This window comes from Streptomyces sp. NPDC002853, from assembly GCF_053591915.1.
In genome coordinates this window covers 282,721-300,015 of record NZ_JBSFUS010000004.1, presented here as the reverse complement: position 1 = coordinate 300,015, position 17,295 = coordinate 282,721, and the positions used below count along the sequence as shown (strand labels likewise).

At 71.5% G+C, this 17,295-nt stretch carries 15 protein-coding genes; 9 read left to right on the top strand and 6 right to left on the bottom strand.

All coding sequences use genetic code 11. The features are described from left to right. The first annotated feature begins 39 nt into the window (after positions 1-39). Both ACWD02_RS12555 and ACWD02_RS12550 read left to right on the top strand, forming a co-directional pair. A complete protein-coding gene (locus ACWD02_RS12555) occupies positions 40-777 on the top strand; it encodes a FadR/GntR family transcriptional regulator (protein ID WP_451208260.1) in 738 nt (245 codons plus the stop codon). Between the two features lie 237 nt (positions 778-1,014). After that, positions 1,015-2,466, top strand: coding sequence for an exo-alpha-sialidase (locus ACWD02_RS12550; RefSeq protein WP_451209177.1), 1,452 nt, complete (start codon positions 1,015-1,017; stop codon positions 2,464-2,466). Here the strand turns inward: ACWD02_RS12550 and ACWD02_RS12545 are convergent. After that, complete coding sequence (locus ACWD02_RS12545; protein WP_451208257.1) at positions 2,456-3,175, bottom strand: FadR/GntR family transcriptional regulator; 720 nt, start codon at positions 3,173-3,175, stop codon at positions 2,456-2,458. The genes ACWD02_RS12550 and ACWD02_RS12545 overlap by 11 nt on opposite strands. 188 nt (positions 3,176-3,363) lie before the next feature. On the opposite strand from ACWD02_RS12545, the gene ACWD02_RS12540 reads away from it, so the two are divergent. From ACWD02_RS12540 to ACWD02_RS12525, 4 genes are all read left to right on the top strand, one after another. Continuing rightward, entirely contained in the window at positions 3,364-4,323 is a 960-nt protein-coding gene (locus ACWD02_RS12540) for a dihydrodipicolinate synthase family protein (RefSeq protein WP_451208254.1), read from the top strand. Beyond that, the gene (locus ACWD02_RS12535) at positions 4,320-5,276 is read left to right on the top strand and encodes an ROK family protein (protein WP_451208251.1); all 957 of its coding nucleotides are present in this window, start codon (positions 4,320-4,322) and stop codon (positions 5,274-5,276) included. Before ACWD02_RS12540 ends, ACWD02_RS12535 begins: the two co-directional genes overlap by 4 nt. Next, entirely contained in the window at positions 5,273-5,971 is a 699-nt protein-coding gene (locus ACWD02_RS12530) for an N-acetylmannosamine-6-phosphate 2-epimerase (protein WP_451208249.1), read from the top strand. Before ACWD02_RS12535 ends, ACWD02_RS12530 begins: the two co-directional genes overlap by 4 nt. Positions 5,972-6,033: 62 nt before the next feature. Beyond that, a complete protein-coding gene (locus tag ACWD02_RS12525; RefSeq protein ID WP_451208246.1) occupies positions 6,034-7,521 on the top strand; it encodes a sialate:H+ symport family MFS transporter in 1,488 nt (495 codons plus the stop codon). Between the two features lie 6 nt (positions 7,522-7,527). Here ACWD02_RS12525 and ACWD02_RS12520 read toward each other — a convergent pair whose 3' ends face one another. After that, complete coding sequence (locus ACWD02_RS12520) at positions 7,528-9,153, bottom strand: VWA domain-containing protein (RefSeq protein WP_451208244.1); 1,626 nt, start codon at positions 9,151-9,153, stop codon at positions 7,528-7,530. 15 nt (positions 9,154-9,168) lie between these two features. Next, positions 9,169-10,368 carry an AAA family ATPase gene (locus ACWD02_RS12515; protein WP_451208242.1) on the bottom strand — a complete coding sequence of 400 codons (1,200 nt, stop codon included), beginning with the start codon at positions 10,366-10,368 and terminating at the stop codon, positions 9,169-9,171. A gap of 214 nt (positions 10,369-10,582) precedes the next feature. Between ACWD02_RS12515 and ACWD02_RS12510 the strand changes: the two genes are divergently transcribed. Beyond that, positions 10,583-12,994 (top strand): phosphoketolase family protein, encoded by a 2,412-nt coding sequence (locus ACWD02_RS12510; RefSeq protein ID WP_451208239.1) that lies wholly within the window; start codon positions 10,583-10,585, stop codon positions 12,992-12,994. Between the two features lie 79 nt (positions 12,995-13,073). Continuing rightward, positions 13,074-13,691 (top strand): TOPRIM nucleotidyl transferase/hydrolase domain-containing protein, encoded by a 618-nt coding sequence (locus tag ACWD02_RS12505; RefSeq protein WP_451208236.1) that lies wholly within the window; start codon positions 13,074-13,076, stop codon positions 13,689-13,691. 6 nt (positions 13,692-13,697) lie between these two features. Here the strand turns inward: ACWD02_RS12505 and ACWD02_RS12500 are convergent, their stop codons facing one another. Then, positions 13,698-13,940: a DUF6411 family protein gene (locus ACWD02_RS12500; protein WP_367047630.1), complete on the bottom strand. Its 243-nt coding sequence runs from the start codon at positions 13,938-13,940 to the stop codon at positions 13,698-13,700. A 173-nt stretch (positions 13,941-14,113) separates the two neighbouring features. Between ACWD02_RS12500 and ACWD02_RS12495 the strand changes: the two genes are divergently transcribed. After that, positions 14,114-15,337: a phospholipase D-like domain-containing protein gene (locus ACWD02_RS12495; RefSeq protein WP_451208233.1), complete on the top strand. Its 1,224-nt coding sequence runs from the start codon at positions 14,114-14,116 to the stop codon at positions 15,335-15,337. 70 nt (positions 15,338-15,407) lie between these two features. Here ACWD02_RS12495 and ACWD02_RS12490 read toward each other — a convergent pair whose 3' ends face one another. Both ACWD02_RS12490 and ACWD02_RS12485 read right to left on the bottom strand, forming a co-directional pair. Beyond that, complete coding sequence (locus ACWD02_RS12490; RefSeq protein ID WP_451208229.1) at positions 15,408-16,058, bottom strand: hypothetical protein; 651 nt, start codon at positions 16,056-16,058, stop codon at positions 15,408-15,410. A gap of 68 nt (positions 16,059-16,126) precedes the next feature. Further along, a complete protein-coding gene (locus tag ACWD02_RS12485) occupies positions 16,127-17,203 on the bottom strand; it encodes a methyltransferase (protein ID WP_451208226.1) in 1,077 nt (358 codons plus the stop codon). Positions 17,204-17,295 lie beyond the last annotated feature (92 nt).

Sequence of the window (17,295 nt, the reverse complement as noted above, 5' to 3'; positions counted from 1 at the left end):
CCGGTGGTCGAGAGGGGTCAAGAGGTGGGGAGTTCACCCGTGGTCGGTGCGAAGTCCGGTCGGCAGCTGCTCCGGCAGGAAGTCGTCGAGGGCATCAAGCGCTACATCCTCGAGGAGCGACTGCGCCCCGGGGATCCGCTGCCCACCGAGCCGGCGCTGTGCGAGGCGCTGGGCGCGAGCCGTTCCAGCGTGCGCGAGGCCGTCAAGATCCTCGACGCCCTGGACATCGTCGAGGTCCGCCACGGCCACGGCACCTACGTCGGCCGGCTGAGCCTCTCGGCCCTGGTGGAGAGCCTGACCTTCCGCGGGCTGCTCTCGCCGGGCGACGACTTCCAGGTCCTGGCCGACCTCGTCGACGTACGCGAACTCGTCGAGCGCGGGATGGCCGACCGGATCGTCACCACGCTCGGCTCCAGTCAACTCGACGCGCTGGAAAGCCTCGTGGCCACCATGCGCGAGCAGGGTGCGGGGGAAGGGGAGGGGCGCGGCTTCGTCGAGGCGGACCGGGCGTTCCACGCGCTGCTCGTGGAACCGCTCGGCAATGAACTCGTCGGGCAGCTCTCGATGGCCTTCTGGGATGTGTTCGCGATCGTCGCGCCGCATCTGGACGGCTTCACCCACGCCGACGAGGCCGAGACCGTGGCCGCGCACCAGAGCATCGTGGACGCCGCGCGGGCCGGAGACGTCGCCGCCTTCACGAAGGCGCTGGGCGAGCACTACGCGCCGGTGCGACGCCGGATCTCCGAGGCTCGCGCACGGGACGCCGCACAGGCCTGACCTGCGCGTAGTCCCTCCTCGCTGCTGCGTCGGAGTGCGTCCTCGGCAGGGCGGGACCCCTTGACGCCCTTCGGATGGTCCTGCGGGACCTGCCCCGCCGCGCCGCGATACCCCCTGTCTGCCGCGCGCGTCACCGCTTCGGCGGCGTTCTTGATCGCGACGATGGATGCGATCTGCCTGCCCTCCACCTGCTCCGGCGCCTACGACCACCACGCGGAACCCGAGGACGGATCGTCCATGCAGCGAAGAACTCCCCTTGCCCTGCTGTCCGCCGCGGCGCTCGCCGTCACCGCGACCGGCACCGCGACCGGCACCGCGCACGGCGGCCCCGCCGCCCCGGGCGAGCCGGCCTCCCAGGACCTGACCACCAACGGAGTGGGCTCGCCCCACTACCGCATCCCCGCCCTGACCACCTCGGGGAAGGGAACGCTGCTCGCCGCCTACGACGCCAGGCCCACCCTGGGTGACCTGCCCGGCAACATCGGCGTCGTCCTGCGCCGGAGCACCGACGGCGGCAAGACGTGGACGGCGCAGCAGGTGGTGCGCAAGGACGCCGCCCCCAAGGGACACGGCGATCCGAGCCTGCTCGTCGACCGCACGACCGGCCGGATCTTCGTCTTCTACGCCTCCTCGGTGAACAAGGGATTCCCCGGCTCGGGCACCGGCAACGACGAGAGCGACCCCGACATCCTGCAGGCCGACTACAGCTACTCGGACGACGACGGGGTGACGTGGTCCCACCGGCGCATCACCGGACAGCTCAAGGACCCGTCCTGGGCCGGCATGTTCGCGGCGTCGGGCGAGGGCATCCAACTGCGGCACGGCCCACACAAGGGGCGGCTCATCCAGCAGTACGTGATCCGCATCGACGAGGCCAACTACGCCGCGAGCGCGTACAGCGACGACCACGGGGCCACCTGGACGATGGGCAATCCGGTCGGTCCCGGCGGCGACGAGAACAAGACCGTCGAGCTGTCCGACGGCAGGATCATGCTCAACAACCGTTCGAAGCCCTACCGCACGATCGCCTACTCGACCGACGGCGGCGTCAACTACACCCCGTTCGAGCAGGACAAGCGGCTCACCGACCCCGCGAACAACGCCTCGATCATGCGGTACGAGCCCGGGGCCCCGGCCTCGCATCCACGGTCCTCGTGGCTGCTGTTCAGCAACACCGAGGACAGCACGGAGCGACGCGACCTCACCGTGAAGATGTCCTGCGACAACGGCAGGACGTGGCCGGTCAGCAAGGCCGTCGACCCCGGCAGGGCGGCCTACTCGACGCTGACCAAGCTGCCGGACGGGCGCGTCGGACTGCTCTACGAGCGCGGCGGCTACGCCCACATCACCTACGCCTCCTTCGACCTGGACTGGCTGGGCGGCACCTGCGCGGACATCACGATCGCCCCGCCCGCGGCCCTGAAGGCGGGCGCGAACGGCAAGGTGGAGGTGCGGGTGGTCAACCGGATGGACGCACACCGCGCGCAGGGCACCCTCGATCTCACGGTGCCCGGCGGGTGGACGACGCGTCAGGTCACGGTGCCCGCGCTCGACGCCGGCCGGGGCGCGACGGTCAAGGTCCCGGTCACCGTGCCGCCGGACGCCTCGGGCAATGTCGACCTGACCGCCACCTACCGGACGGGCGGCAAGCGGGCCTCGGCCGGCGCGACGGTGGCGATCACTCCCTGAGCGCCTCGGCCGGCCCACCCTCCGCGGCCGGTTCCAGGCGGGTGCGGATGCCGTCGAAGTGGGTCCGCATGGCGCGCACCGCGCGTTCCCCGTCCCCCGCCGCGATGGCGTCGACGATCTCGCGATGCTGCGCGCAGGTGATGGCCGGGTCCTGATGGCCGTCGTCGAGGTCTTCGCGTACGCGGTCCATGGCGGCCCAGAAGGCGTCGAGCACCTCGCTGAGCAGATGGCTGTCGAGCGAGGCGTAGAGCGCGAGATGGAAGGCACGGTCGGTGGCACGCGCCACCCGGCCCTCGCGGGCCTCGCCCTCCATCTCGCCCACGAGGGCCCGCAGCACCGCGAGGTCATCGGCGGGAATCCCGGCGGTGACCGCGCCGACCAGGCCCGCCTCCAGCGCCTCCCGCACCTTCATCAGCTCGAAGAGTCCCGGCTCGCCCAGGCGGTGCCTGACGGCGGCCCGGAAGGCGAGGCCTTCGGCGAAGGGTGACAGGGAGAGTGAGCCGACGAAGGTGCCCGAGCCCCGGCGGATCTCGACGACGTTCACGGCCCGCAGTGCCTTGAGGGCCTCGCGCACCGTCACCCGGCCGACCCCGAAGAGCTCCATCAGCTCTGCCTCCGTGGGCAGCGCGTCGCCTGGAGCCAGCCGGCGCTCCAAGATCAGCTCCTTCAGCTGACGCTCGGTGTCCTGGGCGGTGGTGGGGCGGGCCACTGCGTCCTCCTGGGGTGCGGGGTGCGATTGCCCCTTGACCGTCGGCGGGAGCATCTGTTTAAGGTGAGGCAAGACGTAGGACATCTTACGTCCCACCTCTTCGAGTCGCGTAATCGCCCAGAGCGGCGGTTCGACGCATGCACCTTTGCCATCCGAGTCACCCGAGCCACCTGAGCTGGAGCCCCACCATGTCTCTGTCCGCACCGCTGCGCGGCGTCGTCCCGCCGGTCTGCACCCCGCTCGACTCCCGGGGCGAGGTCGACACCGCCTCCCTCGCCCGGCTCGTCGACCACCTCGTCGACGGGGGAGTGCACGGCCTCTTCGCCCTCGGCTCCACCAGCGAGGTCGCCTACCTCACCGACGAGCAGCGCGCCACGGTCCTCAAGACCGTGGTCGACGCCGCCGACGGCCGGGTCCCGGTGCTCGCCGGCGTGATCGACACGACGACCTCACGCGTCGTCGAGCACGCCAAGGCCGCGGCCGCGCTGGGAGCCGACGCCCTTGTCGCGACCGCGCCCTTCTACACCCGCACGCACGAGAAGGAGGTCGCCGGGCACTTCCGCCGTCTGCGCGCGAGCGTGGACCTCCCGCTGTTCGCGTACGACATCCCCGTCGCCGTGCACAGCAAGCTGGCCCCCGCGATGGTGCGTGCCCTGGCCGAGGACGGCACGCTGGCCGGGCTCAAGGACAGCAGCGGCGACGAGGGCGGACTGCGCCGCCTGATCGTCGAACTGGGCGGCCGCGACGGACGCGCCCAGGGCCCCGCCCCGCTCTTCAGCATCCTCACGGGGTCCGAACTGACCGTGGACGCCGCCCTGTTGGCCGGCGCCGACGGCGTGGTTCCCGGCATCGGCAACGTCGACCCGGCGGGGTACGTCCGCCTCTACGAGGCCGCGCTGGCCGGCGACTGGGCGCTCGCCGCGAAGGAGCAGGAGCAGCTCGTCGAGCTGTTCGGCATGGTCGACGTGGGACCGGACGCCGACATGGGCCGCAGCTCCTCCGCGCTCGGCTCGTTCAAGGCGGCGCTGCGCCTGCTCGGCGTCATCGAGTGCGGCGACACCGCCTTCCCGCAGATCCAGCTGTCCGCCGAGTCGGTCGCGCTGGTGGCGCGGCGACTGCGCGCCGCCGGTCTGCCGCCGGTCCGATGAGCTCCGGCTCCCCGGCGGGCGCCACCGGCTCCGCACACATAGGCCTCGACCTCGGCGGCACGAAGATCGCTGCCGCGCTCATCGGCGCCGACGGTACCGTGCTCGCTCGGCACACCCGGCCCACCCCGGCCGGCAGCGGCGCCGACGCCGTGCTCGACGCGCTGGCGGCGGCCGCCGCCGAGGTCGACCCCGGCCGCATCGCCACGGCGCTCGGCGTCGCCGCCGCCGGGGTCATCGATCCCCGCACCGGCCTGGTCACCAGCGCCACCGATTCCATCGGCGGATGGGCGGGCACGGCCCTGGGCGCCGGGCTCGCGGACCGTACCGGCATACCGGTGGCCTGCGACAACGACGTACGCGCCACGGCCGGGCCGGAGCTCGCGGCGCTGGGCACGGCGCACGGTTCGCTGCTGTTCGCCGCCATCGGGACCGGCGTCGGGGGCGCCGTCGCCGTCGACGGGCGGATGCTGCACGGCGCCGCGGGCATCGCGGGCCACCTGGGGCATGTGCCCAGCCCCGCGGCCACCGGGCTGCCCTGCTCCTGCGGGGCGAGCGGCCACCTGGAAGCCATCGCGTCGGGGCCGGGCATCACCGTCCACTACCAACGGCTCACGGGCACCACGGCGGAGAACCTGGAGACCGTCGCCGCACGCGCCGGCCGGGGAGACGCGGACGCCGTGCACGCGATCACCACCGGAGCGCTCGCCGCCGGACAGGCCCTCGGCGGCCTCGCCAACGCCCTCGGCCCGGACCGGGTCGTCGTCGGGGGCGGCGTCCCCCGGATCGGCGCCCTGTACGGGGACGCCCTGGCCGCCGCCTTCGCCGCGGAACTGATGCCGCCGCTGCGCGGCCTCGTACCGCAAGCCCCCGTGTTCGGAGCCGACGCGGCCGTGCGCGGTGCCGCCGCCCTCACCACCCACCTGCCCCTTCACCACCCTGGAGTCCGTCGATGACCACGCAGCAGCCGTGGACCGCGAGCGATCTGGCCGCCGCGCTCCGAGGCCGCCTGATCGTCTCCTGCCAGGCACCGCCCGGTGACCCGATGCGGGAGACCGGCACCCTCGTACGGCTCGCCCGGGCCGCGGAGGCCGGGGGCGGTGCCGCGATCCGCGCCAACGAACCGGACGTCGTCGCCGCCGTCGTCGCGGCCGTCGAACTGCCGGTCATCGGCCTGTGGAAGGACGGCGACACCGGCGTCTACATCACCCCGACCGTCCGGCACGCCCTGGCGGTCGCGGAAGCAGGGGCGGCCGTCGTCGCGGCGGATGCCACCGACCGGCCGCGCGCCGACGGCTCCACCTTCGCCGAGCTCGTCACCGCCGTCCACGCGGCCGGCGCGCTGGTGATGGCCGACGTCTCCACGCTCGCCGAGGGCGTCGCCGCGGCCGCGCAGGGCGCCGACCTCGTCTCCACCACCCTGTCCGGCTACGTCCCCGGAACACCGAAGCAGCCCGGCCCCGACCTCACCCTGGTCGCCGGCCTCGCCGCCGCGATCGACGTCCCCGTGGTCGCCGAAGGCCGCGTCACCACTCCCGAAGAAGCCGCCGAAGCCCTGGCCCGCGGCGCCCACTCCGTCGTCGTCGGCACCGCCATCACCGCGCCCACGGCCCTGACCGCCCGCTTCGTCGCGGGCCTCGCCAAGCACTGACCTGTCCCCTTTGGGCGACCGGCTGCTCAAGGACGAGCGCCGCCCCGCATCCTGGAGTCACTGTGCAGACCTCAACACCCGCCAAGCCCCGCTGGTACCGCGAAGTGAGCACCACCCAGTGGAAGTCGTTCTTCGCCGCCTGGATCGGCTATGTCCTCGACGGCTTCGACTTCGTCCTGATCACACTGGTCCTCACCGAGATCAGTGACGAGTTCGGCCTCAGCACCGTGCAGGCCGCGAGCCTGATCTCCGGCGCCTTCATCACCCGCTGGCTGGGCGGCGCGGTCCTCGGCGCCCTCGGCGACCGGTACGGCCGCAAGACCTCCATGGTGCTGAGCATCCTGCTCTACTCCCTGGGCACGTTCGCCTGCGGGTTCGCCTGGAACTACCACAGCCTCTTCGCCGCGCGGCTCGCCATCGGCATGGGCATGGCCGGTGAGTACAGCGCCAGCGCCACATACGTCATGGAGAGCTGGCCCGCGAAGCTGCGCAGCCGGGCCAGCGGCTTCCTCATCTCCGGCTTCTCGGTCGGCTCGGTGCTCGCCGCGCAGGTCTACAACTGGGTGGTGCCCTCGCTCGGCTGGCGGTGGATGTTCTACATCGGTCTGATCCCGATCGTGGTCGCGCTGTGGATGCGGCGCGCGCTGCCCGAAGCGGCGGAGTGGACCGAGACGGTCGCCGAGAAGGGCGCCAAGCCCAACCCGTTCCGCCCGCTGTTCGCCACCCGTGGCCGGGCCACCGCCAACACGGTCCTGACCGTGGTCGCCACGCTCTCGCTCTTCCTGGTCTTCACGCCGGGCGGCGCCGGCCTGGTGCCCGTGCTCTCCGTGGTCGCCGGTCTCTCGCTGGCCGCCTTCGCGGTCCAGCTCGGCGGCAAGCGCGGCTGGGCGCTGTACCTGTCGATGATCGTCACGCTGTTCTTCGCGTTCCTCTACTCCTGGCCCATCCAGGCGCTGCTGCCCACGTACCTCAAGACCGACCTCGGCTACAGCACGGACCAGGTCACCGACGTCCTGTACTTCGCGGGCTTCGGCACCATGGTGGGCTGCTGGGCGGCCGGCTTCCTCGGCGACCGGATCGGCGCGAAGAAGGCGTACGCGCTGACGCTGCTCGCCTCCCTCGCCTTCGTCTATCCGGTGTTCGCGGTGCGGGACAACCTGCTGCTGCTCGGGGTCCTGCTGTTCCTGCTCCAGGCGACCAGCTTCGGCATCTCCGGTCTGCTGCCGCGCTACATCGGCGGCCATTTCCCGACCCAGAGCCGGGGCGCGGCGCTCGGCTTCACGTACAACGTGGGCGCGCTGGGCGGCGCGGTCGCACCGGTCCTCGGGGCGCATCTCGCCGACGGCATGGATCTGGGGCAGGCGCTGGCCGTCCTGACGTTCGCGGGCACGGTGATCGTGGTGCTGCTCGTGGGCTTCGACGTCCCGGCCCGGCTGAACCGGCTCACGGACCCGGAGGCGGAGCGGGACCACTTGGCGGACGCCTCCCCCCAGCCGCAGGAACCGTCGAAGGAGCGGGCCGGGACGCTCGGTGACACCGCCCGCACGTAAGGGCGGTCAGATCACGCGGAACAGATCGGCGGCCGCGTGGACATCGGTGAGGTCCTCGATGGAGCGGAGGTTGTCGCACAGGGCATCGAGGACCGAGCCGGCCTCGGCGGCGGGCGGGGCACCGACGGCCACGCCGAAGACGCGGAATCCCAGCCGGTGCCTGGCGCTGTTCCAGCCGCGCATCCACTCCTCGGTGACGCCGCATTCGTCATCGGTGAGCATCACGATGTCGCCCCGTGAGCGGGCGGCGTCGGCGAACTCCTCCTCCAGCAGTCCGACGGCCGCCGAAAGCGGCCTCTGGTAGCTGGTCCCGCCACCGAGGAAGGTTTCCGCGAAGTCGAGTACCCGGGCGATGTCGGCGCCCTCGTCGGCGGGGAAGCGGAAGACCTGGAGCTTGTCGGCGGCGGCGAACAGGATGCCGACGAAGTCACGTCCGGCACGGCGGGCCTGATCGAGGAGGGCCAAGGCGCACCCCTTGGCCCACGCCTCCCGGGTGACTCCGCCCGGTCCCTCCACGTACATGGAGTGCGAGGTGTCCACGCACGCGATGACGGCGCCCTTGCCGGTGCTCTGCTCGCCCTGGCTGTCGTAGAGCATCAGTTCTCCGGCGGCGTAGCGCGCGGCGAACACCGCCCGCAGTGCGGGCAGGCCGAGGTTGGCGAGCTCGGAGGGGATCACGCGGGAGAGGTCGTCGCCGAGTGTGACGCCGATCAGTTCACCGGTGGCGTTCTCCACCTTGCGGGCGCGCTCGCCGTCGGCCATCTGCCGGAAGCGGCCGATCAGTTCGGCCCACTGGGCGAGGCGGCTGGTGCGCAGCCGCTCGGCGAGCCGGGCCCGTTGCTCGAACGGCAGCCGCTCGAGCTCGCCGGGTCCGACACCCCAGGCCCGCATCAGGGCGGCCTCGTCCCGCACGGCCCGTGCGCCCTGAGCCGCCGCGCCCCGTGTGGCGGCACGGACGCCGGGAGCCCCCGCGCCAAGAGCCTGCTCGGCGACCCGGGATGCCGCGCGCGCGGCGGACTCGGCGGACTCGGCGGCCTCGATCGCCGATCGGACGGCGTCCGCGGCAGGGGCGGGCACGGTGCCTTCTTCGTCGGCCCATGCCGCGGCCTGCTGGAGTGCCTCGCCCACGGCGGCCGCGGCTTCCCCGGCGTCCTGTTCGGCCTCGTCCGCCCGCTCGGCTCGCGCCTGCGCCTCGCGGGAGCGGTCGAGGAGCCGGCGCATCGCAGGGGCCTGGGCGAGTACGGCCATGGCTGCGGCGTAGGGGTCCTCGGCCGTCTCGCGGTGCAGCTCGGCGAACTCCGGTGACTCCAGCAGGGAGGCGATGACCTGGTGGTTGACCATCCGCGACGGGGCCATGCGCGAGCGCTCGCGAAGACGCGGGCCGGCCTTGTACGCGGCCAGGAACACGTCGGTCAGGAGATCCGTGGCGTAGGCGAGCCGCTGGTTCAGCTCGTCGGCGAGCTCGCGCAGCCCGGCCGACTGCTCCAGGGTGTCGCGCCACGCGATCCGGTCGAACCGGTCCGCGACCACGGCCGCGGTGTGCCGCTCGGGGACGGCGGTCGCCCCACCGAGCCACCTCCCGGCCTGGTTCGTCAGGCCGGGGAGCTTGCCCGGTATCTCGTCCACGTCCATGCGTACTCCCCGATGTCAGAACTGGGCCTGCACCATGCTCGCGTCCACCCCGAGTGCCTCGGTGAGAACACGGGCGCGGACGGCGCGCTGGCGGCCGGTCACCCGGTCGATGGCCGCGGTGGAACGGCCCGCCCCTGCCGCCTCCGCGCGCAGCGTCTCAAGACGCTTCCCCGCCATGGCGAGCTTGTTGTGGGCCTTCTTGATGACCCAGTCGCTCAGCGCCTCGCGGGACTGCCCGGCCATCGCGTCGAGCTGGGCCTCTATCTCCTCGATGGCGTCGGCCAGGTCGAGCGCCTCCTTGGCGTCGGGGTTGACCAGGTGCAGCACCTCGCGCTCGACGGTCGGGCGCTCGGCGGGGGAGTCCCACAGCACATGGGTGAGGACCGACAGGTCGCTCTCGGCCACCGCCGGGCGGTCGTCGAGGTACGCGGACGCCTGGAGCAGGCCCACCGCCTGCCGCCAGCGCCGGTCCGAGGCGACGAGCTCCTTGCGGCGCAGGGCCGCCCGCAGCGTGCACACCGCGTCCACGATCACATCGGGGACGGCCACGGCCGGAACGGCTTCGGCCACGGCGTGCTGCAACGCGTCCAGTTCGACCGTGGTCCGATGTGGGGCCGCGGGGCGGCCGACGGCGGAGCGCACCAGCGCGGCGAAGTTCGAGGGGTCCGCGAGGTATCCGACCTCGATCCGCACGAGGAGCCGGTCGTAGATCGCGGCGGAGTCCTCCCCGGTGGGCAGTTCGTTGCTCGCGGTGATCGCTCCGATCAGCGGGCAGCGGATCGGTTCGCCGCCGCTCTCGGGGTGGTAGATCCGCTCGTTGAGGAAGCCCAGCGTCTCGTTCAGGGCGGCCGTGGAGCACTTGAAGATCTCGTCGATGAACGCCACATGCGCGGTCGTGGCGCGGCCCTCGTAGACCTGGCGGTATTCGCCCCGGGCCAGCGCGGCGACGTCGACGGGACCGAACATCCTGGTCGGCGCGGTGAACTTCGACAGCAGGATCTCCCAGTACGACGCGCCGTCGACCCTGCCCGTGAGCTCGCGGGCCATCTCGGACTTCGCGGTGCCGGGCGGGCCGAGAATCAGCGAGTGCTGTCCGGCGAGCAGCGTCACCACCAGCGTGCGCACCACGTCGGCCCGCTCGTAGAAACGCTCCGACAACTCGTCACTGATCGCCCGCAGCCTCTTGGCCGTGTCCTGCGCTTTCGGTGCCCCCACCAGTTCACTCCTTGCCTGTACCCCGCCGGGCCCGCTCTCCCGTGCGGCCCTTCGCTTTCCTGTACGGCCCCTTCGCCCGAGCACGATAGCTGTGTAGATCTCTCCCAATGGGAACCCGGGGGCGCTGAACATGCGTCCGGCCGACTCCGGGAGGCGTGTGATCCTGCGCGCCGTTACGTTGAGCGTGGCCGGTCATCTATCGGAAGGAACAGCCATGGGCGACCCCGCGGTGCACCCGGCCTCACCCGCCGAACCACCCTCCGACGCCGAACTGCAGGAGCTGGAACGGTACTGGAGGGCAGCGAACTACCTCTCCGTGGGCCAGATCTATCTGATGGACAACGCACTGCTGCGACGTCCCCTCACCGTCGAGGACATCAAGCCACGCCTCCTCGGCCACTTCGGCACCTCGCCCGGACTCAACCTCGTGCACGCCCACCTCAACCGGGTCATCAAGGCGCGGAACCTGGACACCATCTGCGTCTGGGGCCCCGGACACGGCGGGCCCGCCGTCCTGGCCAACTCGTGGCTGGACGGCACGTACACCGAGACCTACCCCGACATCACCCGGGACGAAGAGGGGATGACCCGCCTCTTCCGGCAGTTCTCGTTCCCCGGCGGAGTGCCGAGCCACGTCGCCCCCGAGACGCCCGGCTCCATCCACGAGGGCGGCGAGCTCGGCTACTCCCTCTCGCACGCCTACGGAGCCGCGTTCGACAACCCGGACCTGCTGTCGGTGTGCGTCATCGGCGACGGAGAGTCCGAGACCGGACCGCTGGCGGCCTCCTGGCACTCCAACACCTTCCTGGACCCGGTGCACGACGGCGCGGTGCTGCCCATCCTGCACCTCAACGGCTACAAGATCGCCAACCCGACGATCCCGGCCCGGCTGCCCCAGGACCAGCTCGACGACCTGATGCGCGGGTACGGGTACGAGCCCGTGCACGTCACCGGCGACGACCCCATGGCGGTCCACCGGGACTTCGCCGTCGCCCTCGACCGCTGCCTGGACCGCATCGCGGCGATCCAGCGCGAGGCCAGGGCCGCCGGGGACACCGAGCGCGCGAAGGATGCCCCGGCCCCCCGCTGGCCCATGATCGTGCTCCGTACCCCGAAGGGCTGGACCGGCCCCAAGACCGTGGACGGGAAGCCGGTGGAGGGCACGTGGCGCGCGCACCAAGTGCCGCTCTCCAACGTCAGGGAGAGCGACGAGCATCGCCGGCAGCTGGAGGAGTGGCTGCGCTCCTACCGACCGGAGGAACTGTTCGACGCCGAGGGGCGCCCGGCAGCCGGACTCGTCGACATCGCCCCGCGGGGCGAGCTGCGCCTGGGCGCCAACCCGCACGCCAACGGCGGGCTGCTGCTGCGCTCGCTGCCGCTGAAGCCGCTCGAGGAGTTCGCGGTCGACGTGGACAAGCCGGGCGCCACCCTGAACGAGCCCACGCGAGTCCTCGGCGGCTACCTGCGCCAGGTGATGGCCGACACCGCCGAGCGGCGCGACTTCCGGATCGTCGGCCCGGACGAGACGGCCTCCAACCGGCTCGACGACGTCTACGGGGCGTCCGGAAAGGCCTGGCAGGAAGACATCTACGACGTCGACGAACACCTCACCCGGCACGGGCGGGTGATGGAGATCCTCTCCGAGCACACCTGCCAAGGCTGGCTCGAGGGCTACCTGCTGACGGGACGTCACGGACTGTTCTCCTGCTACGAGGCGTTCGTGCACATCGTCGACTCCATGGTCAACCAGCACATCAAATGGCTGCGCACCACCCGCGAGTTGCCCTGGCGGGCACCGATCGCCTCGCTCAACTACCTGCTGACCTCCCACGTGTGGCGCCAGGACCACAACGGCTTCTCGCACCAGGACCCGGGCTTCATCGGTCACGTCCTCAACAAGAGCCCGGAGGCCGTACGGGTCTATCTGCCCCCGGACACCAACACGCTGCTGTCCACCGCCGAGCACTGCCTCGCCTCACGTGACTACGTGAACGTCGTCGTGGCCGGCAAGCAGCCCGGCTTCGACTGGCTGAGCCTCGACGACGCACGGGCCCACTGCGCGCGGGGCGCCGGAGTGTGGACCTGGGCCGGCACGGAAGCCCCCGATCAGGAGCCGGACGTCGTCCTTGCCTGCGCCGGGGACGTACCCACCCTGGAGGTGCTGGCCGCCGCGAGCCTGCTGCGCAGCCACCTGCCGGAGCTCGCGGTGCGTGTGGTCAACGTGGTGGACATCGCGCGGCTGATGCCTGAGGGCGAGCACCCGCACGGCATGCCGGACGCGGAGTTCGACGCGCTGTTCACCCGCGACAAGCCGGTCATCTTCGGCTTCCACGGCTACCCGTGGCTGGTGCACCGCCTTGCCTACCGGCGTGCGGTCCACCCGCACCTGCATGTCCGCGGCTACAAGGAGCGCGGCACCACCACCACGCCCTTCGACATGGTCGTCGCCAACGACCTGGACCGTTTCCGCCTGGTGATGGACGTCGTCGACCGGGTGCCCGGACTCGGTGTCCGTGCCGTCGAGGTACGCCAGCGGATGAACGACGCGCGGCTGCGCCACCACGCCTACGTGCGCGCGCACGGCGTGGACCTGCCGGAGGTACGGGACTGGTCCTGGCAGGACTGACCGACGAGGGCGCGGCCCGGACCATGCCGGGCGTCGAATATCGCGTGCCGTGGCGTCGATGACGGTGCACACTCGCCCCATGGCGGACATGGGGGCGTTCCGGGACGCGGTCGCCGCGTGGGCGGCCGGCGGGCCCGGCGGGGCGGCGAGCGAGCTGGCCGTGCGGGTCGGGGTGCGGACGGCGGTGCTGCTCGAAGGGCCGAGTGACCGCGAGGCAGTCGAGGCGCTGGCCGCGCGGCGCGGCCGGGACCTCGCCGCCGAAGGGGTGTGCGTCGTCGCGATGGGCGGCGCGATGAGCATCGGCCGCTACGCCGAGCTCCTCGGGCCGCCCGGTCTCGACCTGCGGCTGGCAGGACTGTGCGATGTGGGCGAACGGCGCTTCTACGACCGGGGCCTTGAGCGGGCCCGGGCGCCGCGCCGGGACTTCTTCGTCTGTGTGTCGGACCTGGAGGACGAACTCATCCGCGCGCTGGGCACGGCGAGGGTCGAGGAGACCGTCCGGGACGGGGGTGACCTGCGGGCCTGGCAGACCTTCCTGCACCAGCCGGCCCAGCACGACCGCCCCCGGGGACAGCAGTTGAGGCGCTTCCTCGGAACGAAGAAGGGCCGCAAGATCCGCTACGGCCGCCTCCTCGTCGAGGCCCTCGACCCGGAGCTGACACCGGCCCCGCTCGACGACCTCCTCGCGAGCTTGTGAGCCGGGTCAGAAGGGCATGCGGCCGCGCGTCCGGCGGCCGGCCGAGCCACTGCGGCCCACGGCCTTGGAACTGCTGCGGAACGGCTTGCTGAAGAGCCGGCCGAGGATGCCGGGGGCCTTGCTTCCGGCGCGTGAACCGGCCCCCAGAGTGCGCTGGGTTCCCCGCTCGGGGTGCCGCGAGAGGCGCGGCACGAAGAACGCGAGAACGGCCAGAACGATACAGACAGCGACTATGCCGACAATGATCACGAAAGGCTCCCTGTTTCGAGGCGTGAGTGCCGTGTGCCCGAGCGGGCCAGGTGTATGCGCGGGGGCCCGATCGCCCCGGCGAGTGGACCGGTACAGTCGGCTCGCCGCTCAGCCCGTGCCGGACCGGGCGCCGCGGCCTGATGACTCCCTTCGCGTACCGGCCAGGTGACACGATGACCAGCACGCAGGAACCGCCCGAGCTGACTCCGGGGACCCGGGACGGGGTGGGCGCACCGTCCATGGAGGACCGCGTCACGCGCATACGACGGCGCCTCGAGCGGCTGATAGGCATCGCGGCGACCGAGGGCAACTCGCTCACGCCCCTGCGCAACGGGGACGAGATCTTCGCGGCCATGCTCGCCGGGATCCGCCGGGCCGAGCACACCGTGGACATGATGACCTTCGTGTACTGGAAGGGTGACATCGCTCACCAGTTCGCCGAGGCGCTCGCGGAGCGGGCTCGTGCCGGGGTGCGGGTGCGGTTGCTCCTCGACGGGTTCGGCAGCCGGCTGATCGAGAGCGAGCAGCTCGACGCGATGGACCGGGCCGGGGTGCAGGTGGCGTGGTTCCGCAAGCCGCTGTACCTCTCTCCGCTCAAGCAGAATCACCGTTGCCACCGCAAGGTTCTCGTCGTCGACGAGGAGAGCGCGTTCACGGGCGGGGTGGGAATCGCGCAGGAGTGGTGCGGCGACGCGCGCAACGAGAACGAGTGGCGCGACACCCATGTCGAGGTCCGCGGACCCGCGGTGGACGGCATCGCCGCGGCGTTCGCGCAGAACTGGGCGGAGAGCCACGACGAGCTCTTCGACGAGCGCGACCGGTTCATCGAGCAGGCCCCGCAGGGCGACGCCATCGTGCAGGTGGTGCGCGGCTCGGCCAGCCTCGGCTGGCAGGACATGCAGACCCTGATCCGGGTGATGCTGGAGTCGGCCGAGGAGCGCTTCCGGCTGTCCACCGCGTACTTCTCCCCGGACGCGTACTTCATCGAGCTGCTGTGCGAGGCCGCGCGGCGCGGCGTCGAGGTGGAGATCCTGCTGCCGGGACCGCACACCGACAAGAGGGTCAGCCACCTCGCCGGCCAGCACTATTACGAGGATCTCACCGCGTGCGGGGTGAAGATCTTCCAGTACCAGCCGACGATGATGCACGCCAAGATCATCACAGTCGACGGCGTCGCCTCACTCATCGGCTCGACGAACTTCAACCGCCGCTCCCTCGACCATGACGAGGAAGTCATGCTCGCGGTCCTTGACCCGGAGTTCACCGCGACGCTCGACGAGCACTTCGACGACGACGTGACGGTCAGCGACCTGATCCGCCCTGGCCGCTGGAAGAGACGCTCGGTCCTGCAACGGGCCCGCGAGTTGTCCGTACGCCCGATCCGCCGCTTCCTCTGACGGGCTCGAGCCCGATCTGAAGGCGAGGCCGATCCGGGGCGCCGCGCTTCCGCGGACCCGCCGCTCCAGGTCAGCCGGTGATGGCTCCGGTGTACTCCGGGAAGTCCAGGTTCGCGGCCTCGCTGCTGCGCTGCACCGTGACGATGATCTTCTTGCCGTACTTCGTCTCCAGCACGTTGTCGTTGGTCTTCGTCGCGGACACCCCTGGGGCCAGGCGCCCTTCGAGTGGTTCCGCTCCCTTCTCGAACGCGGTCTGCGAGGCCTCGCCGCCCTTGGTGGCGCCCTCGACGATGAGGGAGAGGTCGTCGAGGGCGACGGCGGACTTGCCGGAGTTCGTCAGCTTCAGCCGCACACGGAAGTCGGTGTTGCCGGGCTCGGCGGACTCCATCAACTCGGCGTTGTGGTCCGTGAATACCTTCGCCTCGGTGACGGTCACCTTCAGGCCGTCGGGCCAGGTGTAGGACTCGCCGAACTTCAGGCCCGTCGCCTTCTCCTCGGCCCCGTCCGCTTCGGCGCCGGCGCCCTCGTCGGAGCAGTGCTTCGTCCAGTCGGCCTGACTGATGTCCTCGTCCGAGCAGTCGACCTTCTTCGAGGCCGAGCCCTCCGAGTCGTTCACCGACTTCGGGTCGTCCTTGTCGCCGTCCCCGCCATCGCTTCCGCCGCACGCGGTCAGAGCGGCCAGAAGCATGGCGGCCACGGCCGCGGTAGCGCGAACGCGCATATGTCCCCCCAGAGTTGTGCCAGGTGGAACACGCTAGATCACCTGCGGTTGAAACATGGAGTACGTGATCAGGTCGTGACGCGTGTCGCCGTCGCCTCGAGCAGGCAGAACGGCTCCGCCCGCGTCAGCGGGGTCACCGAGGTCAGGGTGAGGTCTGCCCTGCGGCACAGGTCCTCGAAGTCGGGTCGCGTCCGTTCCCTGCCGCCCACGTTGACCATCATGTTGAGGTCGCTGAGATACGTGAGCCCGGCGGTTTCCGCGTCGACGACCTCGGGCAAGACCGGCTCCACGATCAGTACGCGCCCCGACGGCGGCAGCACCTCACGGCAGTGGCGCAGGATCGCCACCGACTGGTCGTCCGACCAGTCGTGCAGGATGCTCTTCATCAGGAACGCGTCGGCGCCCTCGGGAACCTCGCGGAAGAAGTCCCCGGCCACCAGGGAGCAACGCTTCGTGAGTCCTTGGCGCTCCAGCGTCGCCGGAGCCTGGGCCAGGCCCTCCTGCGTGTCGTAGATGATGCCCGTCAGGGAGGGGTGCGCGCGGAGCACCGCGCTCAGCAGGGTGCCGTCCCCGCCGCCGACATCGGTCACGGTGGTGAAGCGGCCGAAGTCGTAGGCGTGCGGCAGGACGGCGGCGGTCGCCCTGACGGCCTGGCTCATGGCCGCGTTGAACTCCGCGGACAGGTCGGGTGATTCCTTCAGATGGGCGAAGAAGTCCTTCCCGAAGATCGCGTCGAACGCGACGTCACCGGTCCGGACGCTGTCGTCCAGGTGCTCCCAGGCACGCAGCATCGTCGGCTCGGTGAACATCCGTACGAGCGAGGTGATCGAGTCGGGGTGCCCGGGGTCCAGCGTGGCGCCCGCGGGGGTCACCGAGAACGAGCCCGCGGTGTGTTCGCGCAGCAGCCCCAGGCTCGCCAGAGCGCGCAGCAGCCTGGTCATGGGCTGGGGGCGTGCCCCGGCCTCGGCGGCGATCTCTGCTGCCGACCGCTCCTTGTCGCCGATCAGCTCCATGACCCGCAGCCGGACGGCGGCGCGCACGGTCTGTGCGGCCAGGCTTCCGAACACGAGCTGCGCGACCAGCTCGCGGGCGCCCTCGTCCCGGACGTTCTCGGAGTCGTTCGTCGTGGTGTCGTCGTACGCCATCGTTGCTTCCCTTCGACTGATGCTGAAGCCCCTCGGTCGTGCGCCCTCAGACTTGCCGAAGCGGGAAGCGGCCGTATTGGACGAATGTTCCC